Annotated in this window: 18 protein-coding genes, 3 tRNA genes and 1 pseudogene; 7 read left to right on the top strand and 15 right to left on the bottom strand. The window is 66.4% G+C overall.

Translation table 11 applies throughout. The features are described 5' to 3' along the window. The first annotated feature begins 99 nt into the window (after nucleotides 1-99). From E1181_RS00655 to E1181_RS00640, 4 genes are all read left to right on the top strand, one after another. Nucleotides 100-690, top strand: coding sequence for a TetR/AcrR family transcriptional regulator (locus E1181_RS00655; protein WP_132671870.1), 591 nt, complete (start codon nucleotides 100-102; stop codon nucleotides 688-690). A 312-nt stretch (nucleotides 691-1,002) separates the two neighbouring features. Continuing rightward, nucleotides 1,003-1,075 (top strand) — tRNA-Glu (locus E1181_RS00650). A 23-nt stretch (nucleotides 1,076-1,098) separates the two neighbouring features. Continuing rightward, nucleotides 1,099-1,175 (top strand) — tRNA-Asp (locus E1181_RS00645). A 29-nt stretch (nucleotides 1,176-1,204) separates the two neighbouring features. Next, nucleotides 1,205-1,278: transfer RNA gene (locus E1181_RS00640), tRNA-Phe, on the top strand. Nucleotides 1,279-1,404: 126 nt separating this feature from the next. On the opposite strand, the gene E1181_RS00635 is transcribed toward E1181_RS00640, so the two are convergent. The 5 genes and pseudogenes from E1181_RS00635 to E1181_RS00610 all read right to left on the bottom strand — a co-directional run bounded on the left by E1181_RS00635 (nucleotide 1,405) and on the right by E1181_RS00610 (nucleotide 5,122). Beyond that, the gene (locus E1181_RS00635; RefSeq protein ID WP_132671869.1) at nucleotides 1,405-2,226 is read right to left on the bottom strand and encodes a pentapeptide repeat-containing protein; all 822 of its coding nucleotides are present in this window, start codon (nucleotides 2,224-2,226) and stop codon (nucleotides 1,405-1,407) included. A 126-nt stretch (nucleotides 2,227-2,352) separates the two neighbouring features. Further along, nucleotides 2,353-2,998, bottom strand: a pseudogene (locus E1181_RS32685) (tyrosine-type recombinase/integrase); the annotation flags it as partial. A gap of 402 nt (nucleotides 2,999-3,400) precedes the next feature. Then, nucleotides 3,401-3,595 (bottom strand): hypothetical protein, encoded by a 195-nt coding sequence (locus tag E1181_RS00620; RefSeq protein ID WP_132671868.1) that lies wholly within the window; start codon nucleotides 3,593-3,595, stop codon nucleotides 3,401-3,403. Next, entirely contained in the window at nucleotides 3,592-3,822 is a 231-nt protein-coding gene (locus tag E1181_RS00615; RefSeq protein WP_132671867.1) for a hypothetical protein, read from the bottom strand. Before E1181_RS00615 ends, E1181_RS00620 begins: the two co-directional genes overlap by 4 nt. Nucleotides 3,823-3,913: 91 nt before the next feature. Then, nucleotides 3,914-5,122 (bottom strand): helix-turn-helix domain-containing protein, encoded by a 1,209-nt coding sequence (locus E1181_RS00610; RefSeq protein ID WP_132671866.1) that lies wholly within the window; start codon nucleotides 5,120-5,122, stop codon nucleotides 3,914-3,916. A gap of 1,075 nt (nucleotides 5,123-6,197) precedes the next feature. On the opposite strand from E1181_RS00610, the gene E1181_RS00605 reads away from it, so the two are divergent. Next, a complete protein-coding gene (locus E1181_RS00605; RefSeq protein WP_207921949.1) occupies nucleotides 6,198-6,614 on the top strand; it encodes an SSI family serine proteinase inhibitor in 417 nt (138 codons plus the stop codon). 1,330 nt (nucleotides 6,615-7,944) lie between these two features. On the opposite strand, the gene E1181_RS00600 is transcribed toward E1181_RS00605, so the two are convergent. The 3 genes from E1181_RS00600 to E1181_RS31675 all read right to left on the bottom strand — a co-directional run bounded on the left by E1181_RS00600 (nucleotide 7,945) and on the right by E1181_RS31675 (nucleotide 10,032). Next, nucleotides 7,945-8,352 carry a hypothetical protein gene (locus tag E1181_RS00600; RefSeq protein WP_132671865.1) on the bottom strand — a complete coding sequence of 136 codons (408 nt, stop codon included), beginning with the start codon at nucleotides 8,350-8,352 and terminating at the stop codon, nucleotides 7,945-7,947. Between the two features lie 934 nt (nucleotides 8,353-9,286). Further along, a complete protein-coding gene (locus tag E1181_RS31680; protein WP_207921948.1) occupies nucleotides 9,287-9,589 on the bottom strand; it encodes a Rossmann-fold NAD(P)-binding domain-containing protein in 303 nt (100 codons plus the stop codon). An 8-nt stretch (nucleotides 9,590-9,597) separates the two neighbouring features. Next, nucleotides 9,598-10,032: an SDR family oxidoreductase gene (locus tag E1181_RS31675; protein WP_207921947.1), complete on the bottom strand. Its 435-nt coding sequence runs from the start codon at nucleotides 10,030-10,032 to the stop codon at nucleotides 9,598-9,600. Nucleotides 10,033-10,287: 255 nt separating this feature from the next. Here E1181_RS31675 and E1181_RS00590 point away from each other — a divergent pair, with 255 nt between their 5' ends. Next, nucleotides 10,288-10,698, top strand: a complete 411-nt coding sequence (locus E1181_RS00590) for a hypothetical protein (protein WP_132671864.1) — start codon at nucleotides 10,288-10,290, stop codon at nucleotides 10,696-10,698. Between the two features lie 77 nt (nucleotides 10,699-10,775). Here E1181_RS00590 and E1181_RS00585 read toward each other — a convergent pair whose 3' ends face one another. The 6 genes from E1181_RS00585 to E1181_RS00560 form a co-directional block, all read right to left on the bottom strand. Beyond that, nucleotides 10,776-11,441 carry an esterase/lipase family protein gene (locus tag E1181_RS00585; protein ID WP_132671863.1) on the bottom strand — a complete coding sequence of 222 codons (666 nt, stop codon included), beginning with the start codon at nucleotides 11,439-11,441 and terminating at the stop codon, nucleotides 10,776-10,778. 283 nt (nucleotides 11,442-11,724) lie between these two features. After that, a complete protein-coding gene (locus E1181_RS00580; protein ID WP_132671862.1) occupies nucleotides 11,725-12,009 on the bottom strand; it encodes a hypothetical protein in 285 nt (94 codons plus the stop codon). Nucleotides 12,010-12,164: 155 nt separating this feature from the next. Then, a complete protein-coding gene (locus tag E1181_RS00575; RefSeq protein ID WP_132672087.1) occupies nucleotides 12,165-14,516 on the bottom strand; it encodes an ATP-binding cassette domain-containing protein in 2,352 nt (783 codons plus the stop codon). A gap of 11 nt (nucleotides 14,517-14,527) precedes the next feature. Further along, the gene (locus E1181_RS00570) at nucleotides 14,528-14,938 is read right to left on the bottom strand and encodes a VOC family protein (protein WP_132671861.1); all 411 of its coding nucleotides are present in this window, start codon (nucleotides 14,936-14,938) and stop codon (nucleotides 14,528-14,530) included. Nucleotides 14,939-14,948: 10 nt separating this feature from the next. After that, nucleotides 14,949-15,389 carry a helix-turn-helix transcriptional regulator gene (locus tag E1181_RS00565; protein WP_235875566.1) on the bottom strand — a complete coding sequence of 147 codons (441 nt, stop codon included), beginning with the start codon at nucleotides 15,387-15,389 and terminating at the stop codon, nucleotides 14,949-14,951. 41 nt (nucleotides 15,390-15,430) lie between these two features. Next, nucleotides 15,431-16,033, bottom strand: coding sequence for a TIGR03086 family metal-binding protein (locus tag E1181_RS00560; protein ID WP_132671859.1), 603 nt, complete (start codon nucleotides 16,031-16,033; stop codon nucleotides 15,431-15,433). Between the two features lie 124 nt (nucleotides 16,034-16,157). On the opposite strand from E1181_RS00560, the gene E1181_RS32470 reads away from it, so the two are divergent. Further along, nucleotides 16,158-16,280, top strand: a complete 123-nt coding sequence (locus tag E1181_RS32470; RefSeq protein WP_268952417.1) for a hypothetical protein — start codon at nucleotides 16,158-16,160, stop codon at nucleotides 16,278-16,280. A gap of 121 nt (nucleotides 16,281-16,401) precedes the next feature. Here the strand turns inward: E1181_RS32470 and yczE are convergent, their stop codons facing one another. Then, nucleotides 16,402-17,049, bottom strand: a complete 648-nt coding sequence (yczE, locus tag E1181_RS31215) for a membrane protein YczE (protein ID WP_235875564.1) — start codon at nucleotides 17,047-17,049, stop codon at nucleotides 16,402-16,404. Nucleotides 17,050-17,084: the final 35 nt, after the last annotated feature.

Raw genomic sequence — 17,084 nt, 5'->3', positions numbered from 1 at the left:
ATCCGGGGTAACTTCCGGTGGCATATTTGATCAACCGTTCGGGCGTGGAGTCGCCCGCATGGGCGGTCAGGCATGGCCACCGGGGGTCGGAGTCGATCAATGGCACAGCAGCACCGGGCGCAGCTCACTCGTCACTCGATCATGGTCGCCACGGCGGAGGAGATCGACGAGGTCGGCTACGAGGCCGCCAAGCTCAGCGCGATCCTGCGCCGCTGCGGCACCACCAAGGGTGCGTTCTACTTCCACTTCAGCGGCAAGCAGGAGGTAGCTCACGCGCTCGTCGAGCGCTACCGCGAGCAGCTCGCCGAGCTGAGCAGCCGCTGGTACGAGCGCGGGCAGGACCCGCTGGCGACGATGGTCGGCCTCACCTGCGACACGGCTCGCCGCCTGGAGGAGGACGTGCTGCTGCGCGCGGGCCTGTCCCTGGCCTGCGGCCACGTCGGCACCGACACGGACGGCTGGGAGTTCCTGTTCGACGACCTGATCCGCCGCGCCGCCGACCTCGGATTGCTGCGCCCGGGCGTGGACCCGGCCGCGACGGCCCGACTCTGCTACGCGGTGGTCGTCGGCACGAACCTGCTCGTGGCGGGCGACCCGAGGCGCCTCGCGGCCCGCTTGGAGGAGTCGTGGCGCGTCCTGCTCCCGGGTCTGGCGGTCGACGGCTCCCGGGTGGCCTCCGCAGTCGGATGATCATGAGTCGTGGATCACAAAACTCCACCACGGCCCGTTTTGACCGTTTCCGGGCCTGGCGAAGCCCCTCGGCCGCCTCAGGGCGACCCGCAGGGGGCTGCTGCCGGTGGTGGCGATTCGGCAGGTCAGGGGGCTAGTATCGGCCTCGGGCGCGGAGCGCTGGGGCGGTCCGCGACGGTGCCGCGCGGCTAAAGGGACCCCCGGTTTGGGTGGCCGGAAGCGTGTGTCGTAAGCTTTCATCACTGCCAACGGGGCGCCCCGAAAGGGAAAGCCGGTTGGAGGCGAAGGCCGGACCGGTTTCGGATCGGTCAAGCCCCCATCGTCTAGCGGCCTAGGACGCCGCCCTTTCAAGGCGGTAGCGCGGGTTCGAATCCCGTTGGGGGTACGAACAACTGAAGATTGAAGCATGGCCCAGTGGCGCAGTTGGTTAGCGCGCCGCCCTGTCACGGCGGAGGTCGCGGGTTCGAGTCCCGTCTGGGTCGCCAAGGCGAACGGCAGCACGCCGGACGCTATCGGCCAGGTAGCTCAGTTGGTACGAGCGTCCGCCTGAAAAGCGGAAGGTCGGCGGTTCGACCCCGCCCCTGGCCACCGCTCATAGCTGCGAGAACAGCCCCCGTCGATCTCGACGGGGGCTTCTTCGTCTCATTTCTCGTCTCAGTTCCTGCCCCAGGGCGTGGGGACTTCAGTTTCGCGAAGTCCCCACCCGGGCAAGGCTCACTTGCTGTCAGTGCGGGTACGTATGAGGTCCACGTGCCTGAGGTCTGTGCCAGCAAGCTTCGCGGCCCTCAAATCGGCGCCGGTGAGGTTGGCACCACTGAGGAATGCGCCGGAGAGGTTCATGCCGGTGAAGCTGATATTGGATAGGTTCGCTGCTTCGAGCACGGCGCCGCCGAGCTTGGCGCTGCCGAAGTTGGCGCTGGCAAGGTCTATACCGACAGCGCTGACTCCAGTGAGGCTGGTCGCGTCGATCTCGGTACGGGTTACTGTCGCCCCCGTCAGACGTGCGGACTGGAGGTCGGCGTTAATCAGGGAAGCGTCCGCCAGGTTCGAGTTGGTCAAGTCTGCTCCAAGGAGCGTAGCTCCGAGCAGGTTCGCGTGACTCAGATTGGCGCCCGTGAGATCCGCGCCGGTGAGGTCAATGCCGCTCAAGTCCGCACCAGCAAGATTGACGCCAGCGAAATCCATCTTCGCCAGCCGCGCACTGGAAAGATTGATGGGCTTGGCGTCGGGGCTGTGGCTCTGGCTTCTGATGATGTCTGCTGCGGTGTAGAGGTCGGCGGCCGCAGTGACGTCCACTGGTGGCCACATCAGCAGGGCGTCCGTTGGCGGAGCAGGCGGATGTGTACGTACGAACGTGGCCAGGACGTCCATCGCAGCCGAGTGGTCCCTCGGCGAGTCCGACGCGATCCTGTTCAGCGCGTAGGCGCCGCCGATACGGACTTCGGGCTTTTCGGCGCCGAGTTGCTCGACGGCTTTAGTGAAACGGTCGGTGATTTGTCCTTGCTCGGCTGTATTCGCCTGATCGCGTGCGATCACGACGTTTACCCGCCGTGAAGATCAAGGCCGCCGCCGTTGCAACGCCGGTTATCAAATCCAGTAGACCTGCGGAGTTTGTGTACCGGGCGGGCGCCGCAATGCAGCTGACGCCCGCCAGGCATCTGACTACATTCCCCGGAAATACGTGTTGAGGTGGTTCGCGACGTCCCGTCTGAGTGCGTCGGTGACGTGCATGTAGCGCTGCTTCATGGAGATCGTCGACCAGCCCATGAGGTCCATGACGGTTCGGTCAGGAACCCCGAGGATGAGGAGCACTGTTGCTGCGGTGTGGCGGGCGTCGTGCAGCCGGGCCTCACGGACGTTGGCCTCAGCAAGCAGTGATTTCCACTCGTCGAGGTCCCGGCGGGGTCCAGCGGCCGGCCGTTCGGTTGAATTTTCGCTGGGGGCACCAGCGGGCGTGATCGGTGCAATCCGCGGAACAGGGTGGTGGGCACGCGCGAGTGTGGCGCTTGCACGTGGGCGGGCACGGCTTCGTCTTGTGGTACTTCTGCCCGCACTGGTGCGGGTCGTCGCACCCGTGCTGCCATGTCTGCCGTTGGAGAGCCCTCTTGATCCGCAGGGTTTTCCGCCGCTCGTCGAGGCAGTCCCACTTCAGAGCAAGTGACTCGCCTTGCCGAGTGCCGAGGGCCAACGCGATGACGAAGCGGACGCCGTGCACCTGGTGCGCCGTCCCAGGCTTCAACCCGGACTCCATCATCTTCAGGTACAGCTTCTCGAACAGCTCCGGGTGGTGCTGGATGCGCCCCCGCCGCGTGAAGACGGCAGCGAAACGAAAGAGGTCCGTTGGGTCGCCCCAACGGACCTCGACCGCCTGAACATTCCCACCTCGATGCGCTTGCGCATCGATCACGCGCTGGATGAGACCCCGCATGCAGCCCTACCTGGGCTGATGGGCCAAGCGCGGTTGGTGCGCTGGACGGCTTCAGCCAGCACCATCGAGGCCCGCTGATTACGGAGCGCTGTGCCGGGCTCTCGTGGATCTTTCGGGGAGGCGCGGCCTTTGTCCTTGCCTCGCCTGGTCAGTGGTGGTGTCGGCGATTTCATGGCGCGCTGAGAACGCCATATGCGGCTTGTTCGGGCACGTCCGGAGGGATGGGAGGGGTGTGGAACGCCGAGGGGCGCGGAGTTCGGGGCCATCCGCGCCCCTCGGCTGCTAGGGGATCTCGGAGGTAAGACGTTGGGTGATGCAGTCGCGGCAGGCACGAGCGGAGATCGGGCGGTTGTTCTCGCCGGCGTTGAGGCCGCAGAGGCTCCGTCCGTTGTCGTCCTGGCGGCGTTCGTGCACGACACCGAGGTGATCGGTCCACACCAGGGCGTAGCCCTGTTCGGACTTCGTCGGGGCGCTCACGACTCACCCCGCTTGCGGTAGACGAGGTTGCAGGCATGGACGCGCGCGTACTCGCGCAGGCTCACCGCGACGCAGTCCTCGCAGGCGTGGGTGGGGTGGGTGCCGTAGTTGCCGACGGGTTGGCCGCAGAAGGTGTTTCCGGTGCCGGCGTTGCGGATGTGGACGCAGCCGTCAGGGCTGGTCCACAGGCCCGCGTCGAGCGGTGGCGTTGGTCGTGCCGCATCCATGCACCCAACGCTGCCGAAACACCACGGCCCGTGATCGGAAATGCGGGGTTATGCGCATCGGCTGAGGGCCGATGCGCATAACCATGTGTGGTTAGCGGCTGATCATGGTCCGGTAGGAGTCCTGGAGCTCGCCTGCGGTTGGGAGCTTTCCTGTGGTGACGTGGTTGACGACTTCGCGGACGCGCCACCAGCTGGACGGGGCGACTTGCCCGGAAGCGATCGCGGTCTGGGCGGCGTCGGCGGCTTCGTCGAGCCGGCCGTTGCGGGCGGTGCACAGGGCCAGGTCGACGTGGGCGGTGGCGTAGCGGCGGGGCCAGGGCTGGAAGTCGTTGGTGGGCCGGAAGCGATCGATGACCGCGCGGGCGTGCTGCTCGCCCTCGGGATCACCGAGCCAGGCCAGCGTGGTCGCGGTGTAGGCCGCCGCTTTACCGGGGTCGTAGCGGTAGTGGTGCTCGGCTGGCACCGGCTTCGGCAGATGCGCCGACAGCGAGTGGACGCGTTCGACCGTGCGGTAGGTGGCGTTGCCTTCACCGAGCCGCGCCCACGCCCGGCCCTCCTGCGCGGTCGCCTGGATCTCCGCAGAGCTCCCGGACGGGGCGATCGACTGGGCGTGTTGGGAGAGCTCGGCGGCGCGTCGGTAGTCGCCGCCGGTGAGGGTGCGCCAGGCTTCGGTTTCGTAGCACCAGGCGCGGATCTCGTCCTGCTCGGCGTGGGTGGCCAGTCCTGCGGCGGTGCGCAGCCGGGCGGTGGCCGGCGCGTGCTGGTTCAAGTCGATGTGCACCGTTGCGGCCAGCAGGGAGAACCAGCCGCCGAGCACCAGCAGGTGGCGGTGGGCGGCGAGGGTCTTGCGGGGTGCGTCGATGAGCTGGGAGATGTAGCCCAGGTGCTCCCGCAGCCGGGGCAGGAGGTTGTGCGGGCTGCTGGCGGGGTAGGCGGTGGCCAGGTCATCGAAGGTCATCTCCAGCTGAGCCAGTGTCTCGGAGCTGATGTCGGAGGCAGCGACCCTGCGGGCCAGCTCCATCGCATCGGTCTCATCGCACGGCTGCACCGCGCCGGCGGTCGGGATGCCCCTGGTCGCGGGCTGCGGGGTGGCGGCGTTGGCCAGGGCGCGGAGCTCCCCGCCGGCGCACAGGAGAGCGTCTAAGGCGTCCACGGTCGCCGGTTCGGGGCGTTGCCGGTCGTTCTCGTACCGGGAGAGATTGCCCTGGTCGAGGTGCAGTTCCTGGGCAAGTTGGGCTTGAGACAGGCCGGCCGCACGACGATGCCGCCGCAAAGCCTGCCCGAAAGACTCCTCGGACATGATGTCCACCTTCCCGCCGGAACCCCCACCGGCGCCCCCAGAGCGTCCCCTGGGGGCTAACACCTCCGGCGGGAGGCAAGATCCAGCATGCCAGCACCAACACGCCCCGATCGAGCACAACCGGGTCAAGAGTGCCCGCTCGGCCGCATCGCAGCGACCTCCCTCGACATGCCCACCTCAGCGAGCCTCGCGCGACAGCGCACACCTAGAGTCGCGCACCTGGACAGGCGCGAGGTCCGAGGTTTGTCCGACTGACGAGTTCGAGACCTCGGAAGCGTCAGTGCAGTTATTGCGATGCCTGCCGTGCTGACAACCACGAATCTTGATCCTCCGGGAACCCGACCTGTATCGCGGGGTTCGGCTCCCGCACAGTTCGTCGGGACGCGCTGCCCGATCTCTCCGCCGGGTAGGCCCAATCAAGTTGCGTCGCCGACGACGGGAGCGTCAGCGCCCATAGGCCGAGGCGCTGACGCCACTTGGCGTGGAGCCTCACGTTTCGTGAAGCGTCCGCACCTGTTCTTTGGCCCCGACACAACAGGTGCGGACGCTCCGCGGCCACCGCGCATCTACTGCTTGCGGTGAAGGTATCGCGCGCCGCCCGGCGGGGGAGTTCAGGGGCGCTGCGACCCGGACCCTGGTGAGCGTCGGCGGGGGAAACCAGCGGTCACCAGTCGCGGGAAGACTAACTTCGCGCGGCCGGGACTCGTTAAAGCCGAGTTCATTCGTTTCTCAACGTATGCGTTATTGAAACATGAACTAACGCGAAAATTGTTCGGGTGCTCCGGGCGAAACCGATTACTTGCGTAAGAGCCGGGTTTATCACCCGTATGGTCTAAGGAACTGTACAGACTGTAGTGAGATAGCGTTGCGCGCGTTCGCAAAGGACGCTCCCGCCCGCATTGGCCGTCGGTGTGCTCGCGCGACATCTCTGCGTCACCACTGGCGCAAACTCAGAGGTCGCGCAATGAGTAACCCGGCACGAAAACTGCTTGTGCAACGCTTCGGCAACGGTTGATCGACATCTGAACCCCTTGTCCTTAAAGTTGTGGCTCTTCCCTTTCCTGGAGGAAGACGAATGTTTGCTAAATCGATGCGTCGCGCTTTGATTGTTGGCGCTGCGCTGATCGGTACGATGCTGGCGCCTGCCGCGGTCGCCGCGGAGACGTCGGCTGCACCGAAAAACAATGTCGCGAGTGCGGTTAAACTCTCTGTTTCCAGCGACGGCTCGGACGTGAACCGCATTGTCGTGTTGCGCTGCCACCCGACGGGCGGCAACCACAAGCACACGGTGAAAGCCTGTGCTCAGCTCGACCAAGTCGGTGGATCTTTCACAGCGTTGCAGGCAGAAGAGCCCCGTGCGTGCACGCTGGAGTACGCCCCCGTCATGGTCAGCGCTACAGGCACCTGGCGAGGATCCGAAGTCCGGTTCGAAGAAACGTATTCCAACATGTGTGCCATGCGCGTGGAAACAGGTGTGGTGTTCGACTTCTGACCGAACTCCACCTGAATTCTGCTGGAACTCTCGCTGACCTTGGGGCCAGGCCCATTCACCACCGCTCTGGCCCCCAAGGCCCAATTCAATTCGACTGTGGAGAAAGCCTGAGATGAGCTACTACGAAATGACGCGCCTTGTTACGCCCTTGGGTCAGATCGTGACGGCGGTCTCTGCCATACCTCAGTGGCCTACCGAGGATCCCGACGCCCCCGCCCGTCGCTTCGCGGATCCAGACACAATCAGGCTGCGCATCCCTCGCCAGCACGTTACGCGATCGCTCCGATTTCAAGGTGCCCTGCCTGCCGCAAAACCCGCCAAGGCACAACGTGGTGAAGAAACCAGGCACCTCCCGCAAGCCGTGGCACGGACCCGCGTTCTGCCTCTCCGAAGAACGTGATTACAGCGCGAAAAGCATCGCTCAAGGAAGGTTGAGGCCGTGATAGCTAACGAGGCTGCTTGCCTGTTTGAGCTGCGCGCTCTTCTGAAGCTCGCCGGACACGAGGACAGCGCCGCGCTCTCCGCATTCCATGCACTTGTGGACAAACGCGGCTGCACCGCTGTCCGCAGGGCGCTCACAAAGCTCGAAAGAGAGCATGCAACGCCAAGTTCCTACGAAGCCTCACGCTCGTAGTCAAAATCGTTAAGGAGCCACGAGAGGGCACCCTGTCAAGGCGACCGCCCTGCTGCGGAGGGTCGACGCGGACGTCCTCGACGCCTTTCGCACGGATCGACCTTCGGCTGTGCTCAACGGGGTCTCGTCGAGAGTCACTCGTGAGGACCGGCGCCGGCTGGGCGAACTCATCCCACAGCGCTTGTGATCTCCAGCGCGCTTGCCCGCCAGCCTCAATGCAGCGCCCGTTTCGGCGGCCTTCTCGATGTCGTGGCCGATGACCTGCACCGCAGGGTGTTCCCCAGGAGGTGTGAGGGGGCCATTTCGCCCTGGGCCGGAGCGCCGTCGATCCGGAGAAGGTCAGCGTGCGTGCAGGGGGCCTCGAGCCGGGGACAGGCCGCTTGCCCTTGAGAAGATCACGTCTTTCCAATGATCCGCCGAGGGCCATCCGGCTAGATGAGTAAACGCTGCGAGGAGGTCTCCCAAGGCGGCTCGGCCTTCCGGTTCGGCAAACCGAGCAGAATTCCGCCATCAACGGCGAAGTAACCGCCCCGTCTCCGATCGGCGAACCGATCGGAGGGGGGCGGTATCTTGGGCTGCGTGAAATGGTTGACGACTGCGGCAGCGGCGGACACTTAACCGCAAATCCTAAGCAGTCATCCAATTATCTTCCAGCACTTGCGCAATTGCAGCTACCCGCCGAATTGCGCGCACTTCCTAGGCTAAGAAGAAATCAGCCTCTGTCGCGGCGCTGCTTTCTGCTGCCGCCTCACCGCTGCCTGCGAACATGGCGTCACCGAACCCGCCATCGAGAGAGCTGGTGTAATCCACGCTGGATGCGGCACTGGTGGCGACATCGCCCTCAACGCTGTCGCCCCAGTACGTGTCGACCATGTCGAAATCCGCGCTACCGTAGCTAGCAGCGGTGGCGTCGAACTCAGCGTCCGCGCCGCCCTCAGCCTCGAAAGTGCTCGCGGCTGCGCCGATCAGCTGAGCCTGCGAGCTCTGGTCAGCTTCGACCTCGGCCGTGGTGTAGGAACGAGCCATGGCTTCGGCATGAAAGTCAGCGTCCCCGCTGAATGCGGCCTGAGCGCTGGCATCGGAATCGAAGCTTAAGGTGTGCATTGTTGAGGTTCTCCCACATGAGAAAACTAGTAGCCATCGGCGTTACCGCCGCTGGATCTCGAATCAGAATGATCGTGACGAAACGGAATCGTACAAGATTCTCAATCCCGGCGAACGTGTTCCTGGTCACTGTAACGCCTGGCTTCTAGTTGCGATGTATATTTTCATGACCTTGGCGAAGTTGGTGCAAGCGAAGCCAAGTCAAACGCCTGGTCGTGGGTGCGCGCAGGCTCACTTCAGAAGTGGAGTGCAGCTCTTCAGTTCACCGCAGTAGCCGGTCAAGAGTTTTACTGAGCAACAAAATTGACGTGTAAAGGTGACTAAGACGCTTCTACGTTGGAATATTGTGTGCGCCTAGCGCGAATCTGTTTCCTGATCCGCACCGGTGCCATTGGCCATGAGCGCCGGGCTGGTTAGATACGCGAGGCTTGCGGATCTGGTGGACTGCCGGGGTGATGGTCTCAGTTTGGGTCTCATTCGTTGTCGTTCAAGGGCGGTCAGCCCTGTTCGCTCTAGCCTCCTGACCAGGCCATACAGCTCACGTGAACGGTGTCGAACAAGCAATCGTCGAACTGAAAAGCGGAAGGTCGGCGGTTCGACCCCGCCCCTGGCCACCGCTCATAGCTGCGAGAAGGCCCCTGCCGACTCGGTGGGGGCTTCTTGGTTCTTGCGTGTGCTCCAGGGGTGCTTGCTTGTCCTTCCGGACGCAGATCGACCCGAGAAGCGTTTTGCGATCTAGCGATCGCGAGGTCTAGGGCGGTCCTTAGTCGTCCAGGCCACTAGGTCGGGCGGCCTTGGTCGTCCAGGCCACTGCGCTCCTCGGGTCGATCCCCGGGCATTACCCCGGCATCCCCCATGATGCCAAAGTGTGGCTTGCACCACAACGGTGGAGTGCGCGGATGTGGGCTGACGGCGGGTGCGTTCCGCCGGCTGGTCATCGGCGTTCTGCGGCGGCGCGGATCCAAGCCAGGTGTTGGTCGAAGGTCTTCCGGCCTCGGGTGTGGTTGCTTCCGGGGAGGAGGCTGCCGCCTGCGAGTTGTTGGCCGACTCGGCCGGGGATGGACAGGGGTAGCACCGGGCGGTGTTGGCCGCGGGCGTTCAGGAGGCGTCGGGCCATGTCGGTCATCTGGAGTTGTTCAGGTTCGGCCAGGTCTGGGGCGCGGCCGGCCGGGGCCTGCGTCGCGTAGCGGGTCAGCGCTTCGGCGACCTCGTCGGCTGCGACGGGTTGCGACAGCATGCGGGGGATCACCGCGATCGGCGACTTCGCCGCCAGCAGGGGTTCCGGGAACTCAAAGAACTGCGTGGCGCGCAGGATCGTCCACGGCACATCCCCCGCCTCGACGAGACGCGCTTGCCGAAGTAGTAGCCGAGGTCGACCGCGTCGCAGCCGACGATCGACAACGTGACCAGGTGATCGACGTCGGCTTGCCGCGCGGCCCGCAGCAGGGTCGCCGTGGCGCGGGAGAAGAACTCGATCGAAACCTTCTTCCTGGTGGTGACCACGTTGCTGACGTCGATCATCGCGCGGCAGTCGCGCAGTGCTTCGAGCAGGCCCTCCCCGGTGATCAGGTTCGTCCCGTGCGAACGCGCGATGACGACAGGCTCGTGCCCGGCGGCGCGCACCTTCGCCACGACCTTGCTCCCCACCAGTCCGGTGCCCCCGGCGATCGCGATCTTCACAGCAGCTCCGCTCGTCCTGGCCGGTCTTCCCCGGCGTCGCGGTGAAGACGAGACAGCCCGTGGGTGGTGTGACGCGAAGTGACTCGCGTCGCGTCGGCGGCGCGCCTTGTCACGGATGCCGGCTCGGTCTCGTCGTCACCGCGACGAGCATTTCGTCCGGCGCCTCGCGACTCGAGGTGGAGGGCGAGAGCTCGAGGACAGGAGGAGCTCGTGATCAGCTCAAGCGAAGCGCGGCAGAGGAGATCTCCGAAGGTCGTGATCGATCGTGCGTGCCTTGGGGTTCTGACCTTCGCATCCGTGCTCCCCGGCGCCTGGGCGTACTTCGCGCCGAGGTTCTTCTACGACGCGTTCCCCGGACTCGGCCTGAGCTGGCTGCCGCAGTTGGGGCCGTACAACGAGCACTTCGTCAAGGACGGCGGAGCGATGTTCCTGGCGTTGGCGGTGCTCAGCGCGGTCGCACTCCGGCGCGCCGATGACGGGCGGTCGTCGCGGATGACCGGTGCGGTGTGGCTCGTGTTCAACGTTCTGCACTTCGGCTACCACGTGACGATGCTGCACATGTACGAACCGCTGGACCAGGTCCTCAACGTGATCGTGCTCGGAGCCCTGATCGTCGTCTCGGTCCCCCTCGTGGTGCAACCGCGGCGCGGCGGCCCGGGAAGCTGACCGAGCCGCCTGCGAGGATACACAGTGGACTTGAGTCGGGGTGGGGCGAGATCCTCTGGCCCGCACCGGTTCTCAGGTCACGCGACGAAGGTGCGGACATCCTGCGAAACGCCGTCGTCGGTGAGGAACCCGAGGTGCGTGATGCACCCGGTCTGGGTGTTGCGCGCACCCGAGACGACCGTGCTGTCATCGGGGTCGATGGTCTCGTCGCAGGTCGACCACCACGTGCCGTAGTTGACCGCGCCCGGTGATTCGTCCCCGTCGTTGAGGGTGGCCAGGAATTCCGACCCGGGCCGCATTTCCACGCAGGACGCGTCGAAGCAGGAGTTCGCCGACGTGGTGCCGTGATTCGGGCCGGCCAGAGAGACCCAGTCGTCGACCTCGTCGGCTCCGCCGACGAACTTGAGGTACCAGCGGCTGTTGAGCCCGCCCATCGAGTGCGTGACGATGTCGGCCTCGGTCGCGCCGGTCCGGGCGAGCACGTCGTCGACGACGGCGGAGAGCTGGTCGGCGGTGGTCTTGTTGGACTGCGAGGTGTTGTAGTTCCAGGCGGTGAGCTCGCCATCGGTGTAGCCGTCGGCCTTGAAGTCGGCCACCAGCTCGTTCCAGTTGGAGGCGCTGCCGTTCCAACCGTGCACGAAGATCACCGGGTTGCGTTCGACTGCTGTTGCGGGGCCTGCGGTGAGGGGCAGAGAGGTTGCTGCCGCTAAGGCGGCGGTCACGAACAGACGGGTTCCACGCATGGGTTCCCTTTCGCTTGGAGGCAACATCGCCGGGCGGATGTACCAACGGGTTGGCCTTCGCAGAGGTGCGCCTGCCCCGTTCTCATCACCCCGATGGCCGCTAACCGCGTTATGGGGCGTTCTCGGAGGTGTGCGCGAAGAGCCTGGTCGCGGATGGTGGGCACCCGAATCGGTGGACATCACTCCGGAAAAGGGACGGGGCGCGCCGCTGCTGCCCCGCGGTGCCCCCGGCCGAGCAAGAGGAATCCCCTCCCGATTTCGGGAAGGGATTCCTCGAAGCCCGCTACTTCAGCGCGCCCTTCTTGCAGCCGGTCTTGGCGTGGGTGTACTTCACGTCGAGGCTCTCGAGTCGCGACAGGCATATCGAGAGGGCGTTCGAGCTGCCGGATTCCGCGATGGTGCAGGCATCCGCGGCCTCGCCGCCGACGGGCACGTTGTAGCCCTTGCCGCGCAGGTACTCCTGGCAGTCCCACGACCACGCCTGGGCCGGCGCCGCCGTGAGCACCGGCACGGCAACGGCCGCGCACAGCGTCGTGAGCACCGCAGCCGACATCCGTTTGATCGACATGCCCGTTCCTCCTGCTGGTTGCGAACAGTTCTCGAACCAGGAGGACGTCTCGAGCTCCGCTCCGGTTGCTTCGCGGAGCAGGACCACCCGATCGCGAACAGGACTCGGCTCCGGACGCGTGGTTCTTCTTGGGACGAAGGATGTTTCGTCCGGACTCAGGCTCGAACGTAGTCGGCGAGGTGTTGAGCGGTCAGGGTCTTGCCGGAAGCGACCAGGTCGGCCGGGGTGCCTTCGAAGATGACCTTCCCGCCGTCGTGACCGGCACCCGGTCCGAGATCGATGATCCAGTCCGCGTGGGCCATGACCGCCTGGTGGTGCTCGATGACGATCACCGACTTGCCGGAGTCCACGAGCCGGTCGAGCAGGCCGAGGAGCTGTTCCACGTCCGCCAGGTGGAGACCGGTGGTGGGCTCGTCGAGGACGTAGACGCCGCCCTTGTCGCCCATGTGCGTGGCCAGCTTGAGGCGTTGCCGCTCGCCGCCGGAGAGCGTGGTCAGCGGCTGGCCGAGGCGCAGGTAGCCCAGGCCCACCTGGTCCATGCGCTCCAGGATCTTGTGCGCGGCGGGCGTGCGGGCGTCCCCTCCGCCGAAGAACTCCTCGGCCTGGGCGACGGACATGTCGAGCACCTCGCTGATGTCGCGCCCGCCGAAGCGGTACTCCAGAACCGAGGCGTTGAACCGCTTGCCCTCGCACTCCTCGCACGTCGTGGCAACGGTTTCCATGATCCCGAGGTCGGTGTAGACGACCCCGGCACCGTTGCAGGTGGGGCACGCGCCTTCGGAATTCGCGCTGAACAGAGCGGGTTTCACGCCGTTGGCCTTGGCGAACGCCTTGCGGATCGGGTCGAGCAGTCCGGTGTAGGTCGCCGGATTGCTGCGCCGCGACCCTCGGATGCCGCTCTGGTCGATCGACACCACGCCTGCCCCTGCCGGGATCGAGCCGTGGATCAGCGAGCTCTTGCCGGAACCCGCGACGCCCGTGACCGCGCACAGCACGCCCAGCGGCACGTCGACGTCCACCTCGCGCAGGTTGTTCGCCGTCGCGCCGCGGATCTCCAGCGCACCGGTGGCCTGGCGGAACTCCGACTTGAGCGAGGCGCGGTCGTCGAAGTGCTTGCCGGTCACGGTGTCGCTGGTGCGCAGACCGGTCACGTCGCCCTCGAAGCAGACCGTGCCGCCGTCGGTTCCGGCGCCCGGACCCAGGTCGACGACGTGATCGGCGATGGCGATCGTCTCCGGCTTGTGCTCGACGACCAGGACCGTGTTGCCCTTGTCGCGCAACCGCAGCAGCAGGTCGTTCATCCGCTGGATGTCGTGCGGGTGCAGCCCGATCGTCGGCTCGTCGAACACGTAGGTCACGTCGGTCAGCGACGATCCGAGGTGCCGGATCATCTTGGTGCGCTGGGCTTCACCGCCCGACAGGGTGCCAGCGGGCCGGTCCAGCGAGAGGTAGCCGAGGCCGATCTCGACGAACGAGTCCAGGGTGTGCCGGAGCTTGCCGAGCAGCGGTTTCACCGACGGTTCGTCGAGCCCGCTGACCCATTCGGCCAGGTCGCTGATCTGTATCCGGCAGGCGTCGGCGATGGTGATGCCCGCGATCTTCGACGACCGGGCTCCTTCGCTGAGCCGCGTGCCGTCGCACTCCGGGCAGGTCGCGAAGGTGATCGCGCGGTCCACGAAAGCGCGGATGTGCGGCTGCATCCCCTCGCGGTCCTTGGACAGCATCGACTTCTGGATCCGCGGGATCAGGCCCTCGTAGGTGACGTTGACGCCCTCGACCTTGATCCGGGTCGCCTCCTTGTGGAGGAGGGCGTGCAGCTCCTTCTTCGTGTAGGAGCGGATCGGCTTGTCCGGGTCGAGGAACCCCGAACCCATGTAGATCCGCCCGTACCAGCCGTCCATGGTGTAGCCGGGGATGGTCAGCGCGCCCTCGCGGAGCGACTTCGAGTCGTCGTAGAGCTGGGTGAGGTCGAAGTCGGAGATGCTGCCGCGTCCCTCGCACCTCGGGCACATGCCGCCGGTGATGCTGAACTCGCGGCGCTCCTTCACCTTCGTCCCGCCGCGTTCCATCGTGACCGCGCCCGCCCCGCTGATCGAGGCGACGTTGAACGAGAACGCCTGCGGTGAGCCGATGTGCGGTTGTCCGAGCTTGCTGAACAGGATCCGCAGCATCGCGTTCGCGTCGGTGGCGGTGCCGACCGTGGAGCGCGGGTCCGCGCCCATCCGCTCCTGGTCGACGATGATCGCCGTGGTCAGCCCGTCGAGCACGTCGACGTCGGGTCGCGCCAGCGTCGGCATGAAGCCCTGCAGGAACGCGCTGTAGGTCTCGTTGATCATCCGCTGCGACTCGGAGGCGATGGTGCCGAAGACCAGCGAGCTCTTGCCCGATCCCGACACGCCGGTGAACACGGTCAACCGGCGCTTGGGGATCTCGACGCTCACGTCCTGCAGGTTGTTCACCCGCGCCCCGTGAACCCGGATCAGGTCGTGGCTGTCGGCGATGTGCATCGCGGCTCCGTTCACTGCGCTTCCTGGATTCGGATCATGTTCCCGGCGGGGTCCCGGACGGCGCAGTCGCGCACGCCGTAGGGCTGGTCGGTGGGTTCCTGGACGATCTCGGCGTCGCCGGCCTGCAGCGCGTCGAACGTGGCGGTGAGATCGGGTGTGGCCAGCAGGATTCCGGCGTAGGTCCCCTTGGCCATCATCTCGCTGATCAGCTGCCGCTCGTCGTCGGTGATGCCCGGGTCGACGCCCGGCGGGTGCAGCACGATCGAGGTGCTGGGCTGCCCGGGCGGGCCGACGGTCAGCCATCGCATCCCGGCGTAGCCGACGTCCTTGCGGACCTCGAAGCCGAGCAGATCGCGGTAGAAGGCCAGGGCCGCCTCCGGGTCGTCCTGCGGGAGGAAGCTGGCGTTGATGCTGATGTCCATGGCAATCACGCTATGAGCTGCTCTGCGACGGCGCTTCTCGATTCCTGACCGGTCTGGTGACCTGCTTGGCCAGGCACGGCACGATCGCCGCCGTCCCGGCCGCCTCGCGCCGGTACGTGCTGGGCGGGACGCCGACGAGCTCGGTGAACCGGGTGCTGAAGGTGCCCAGCGACGAGCAGCCGACCTCGAAGCACACCTCGGTGACGCTCAGGTCGCCTCGCCTCAGCAGCGCCATCGCCCGCTCGATCCGCCTGGTCATCAGGTAGGCGTAGACGGATTCGCCGTAGGCGGCCCGGAACCGCCTGCTGAGGTGCCCGGCGGACATGTTCACCCCGCGCGCCAGCGCCTCGACGTCCAGCGGTTGCGCGTACTCGCGATCGATCCGATCCCGGACCCGTCTCAGCAGCGCGAGGTCCCGCAACCGCGCCGATCTGCCCGAATACCCACCCACCTGCGAAATCCTGCCACGCCGGTCCGACAACCGCGCCCGTTTCATCCCGAAACGGATCGGGGCTCGCGGCCGGTGAAGGCCAGCAGCTCCTCGAACGGGCTCGCGTCCCCGGGCGCTGACGTGGCCGGGGCGAACATCCCTTCGGCGCGCAGCTCGTCCTCGTTGCTCTGGGACTGGAACCGCATGACGGCGTCGACGGCGGCGTCGTCCGGTGAGTACGGCAGCCCGGCCGCGCGGGCCAGGTCCCAGCCGTGGATCACGGTCTCCGACAGGCTGATGTTGGCGACGATCCAGCCCGGCGTCGGGCCGAACGCGAACTCGAGCTGCTGATCGAGAACGCCCGGCTTGCTGAAGGCGTCCACGTTGAGCCGCGCCGCTTCGCCGAACGCCGCCGCGACCTCGTCGGCGGAGAGCTGCGGGTCTTCGGCGGGCAGCTCGGAAGCCTGCCCGGCCGCGACCTGCCCGAAGTACCTCGCACCACCGACGAGATGGTTGCCGACCTGGCCGGCGGTCCACCCCTCGCAGGGGCTCGGATCCCCGAAACGCTGCGGCGGCACCGCCCGCAGCATCGCCGAGGTGGCCTCGAAGCCGCGCTCCAACAACTCGATCAGCTCAGGGCCCGTCACCGGTTCTCGCTTCTGCATGCCCGCTCCTGTTCTCCGGCTGTCGCGGAGGTAGACCGGCGCTCCGGTGGAAAGTCATCGCCGATCTTCCGGATTTGTCGGTGGCCGCCGGTAGCGTCCGGATCACCGAGGGCGGGGAGGGATCGTGATGCCGGCACTGCCGTCCGATGTGTTCGAGTTGCTGTCCACCTTGGCCGTCCTGCGGCAGGGGCGGAACGCGATGCTGCGTGCGCTGAACAGGGAGGCACGCGCGGTCAACGCGATCTAGGAGTAGCGACGCCCCCGCGCTCAACCGGCCTGGGGGTTACCGGGAGTGCGGGGGCGTCAAGGTCCACCCCTGGGGGTCAGGTGGACGGCGTCAATGCTACTGCGTGGTATCCGAGATGTCTCTAGGGGCAGAGATCTTTTTTCACTCTCACGGCGGTGAACCGCAGGCAGGTTTGTGTGAGTGGACCGATCGCCACCGCGTAGAGGACAGTCCCGAGCCCCGCGGTGCCGCCGAGCAGCCAACCCGCTGCGATGACGCAGACCTCGATGGACGTCCGCACCAGACGCACCGACCAGCCCGTTCGCGCGTGCAGCCCGGTCATCAGGCCGTCCCGAGGGCCCGGTCCGAGGCGGGCGCCGACGTAGGTCGCGGTCGCCAGCGCGTTGAGCGAGACCCCGGCGACCAGCAGCGGAACCCGGATCCCCAGAGCCTCCACCGGGGGGAGCAGGCCGAGGGTGGCGTCCACCGCGACCGCGATCACCAGCACGTTGGCGACCGTGCCCACGCCCGGCCGCTGCCGCAGCGGTAGCCAGCAGAGCAGGACCGCGACGCCCACCACCGCGCTCGCCATCCCCATGCTCACGCCCAGCCGCGCCGAGATCCCCTGGTCGAGCACGCTCCACGGCGACAGGCCGAGGTCGCCGCGCACCATCAGCGCCAGGCTCGCCCCGTAGAGCAGGAGGCCGCCGATGAGCTGCGGGAACCGGGCGTGCGGGCGGAAGCGCATCGACAGCGGCGAGAGGTCCACTGGAACGGGGATCGAAGCCATACTCCCTTCCTAATGGTCAATTGGACTTTATATCG

This window comes from Saccharopolyspora terrae (assembly GCF_004348435.1).
GTDB classification, from domain to species: Bacteria; Actinomycetota; Actinomycetes; order Mycobacteriales; family Pseudonocardiaceae; genus Saccharopolyspora; species Saccharopolyspora endophytica.
The sequence above is the reverse complement of the archived record's forward strand: the minus strand, read 5'-3'. Positions and strand labels throughout refer to the sequence as shown.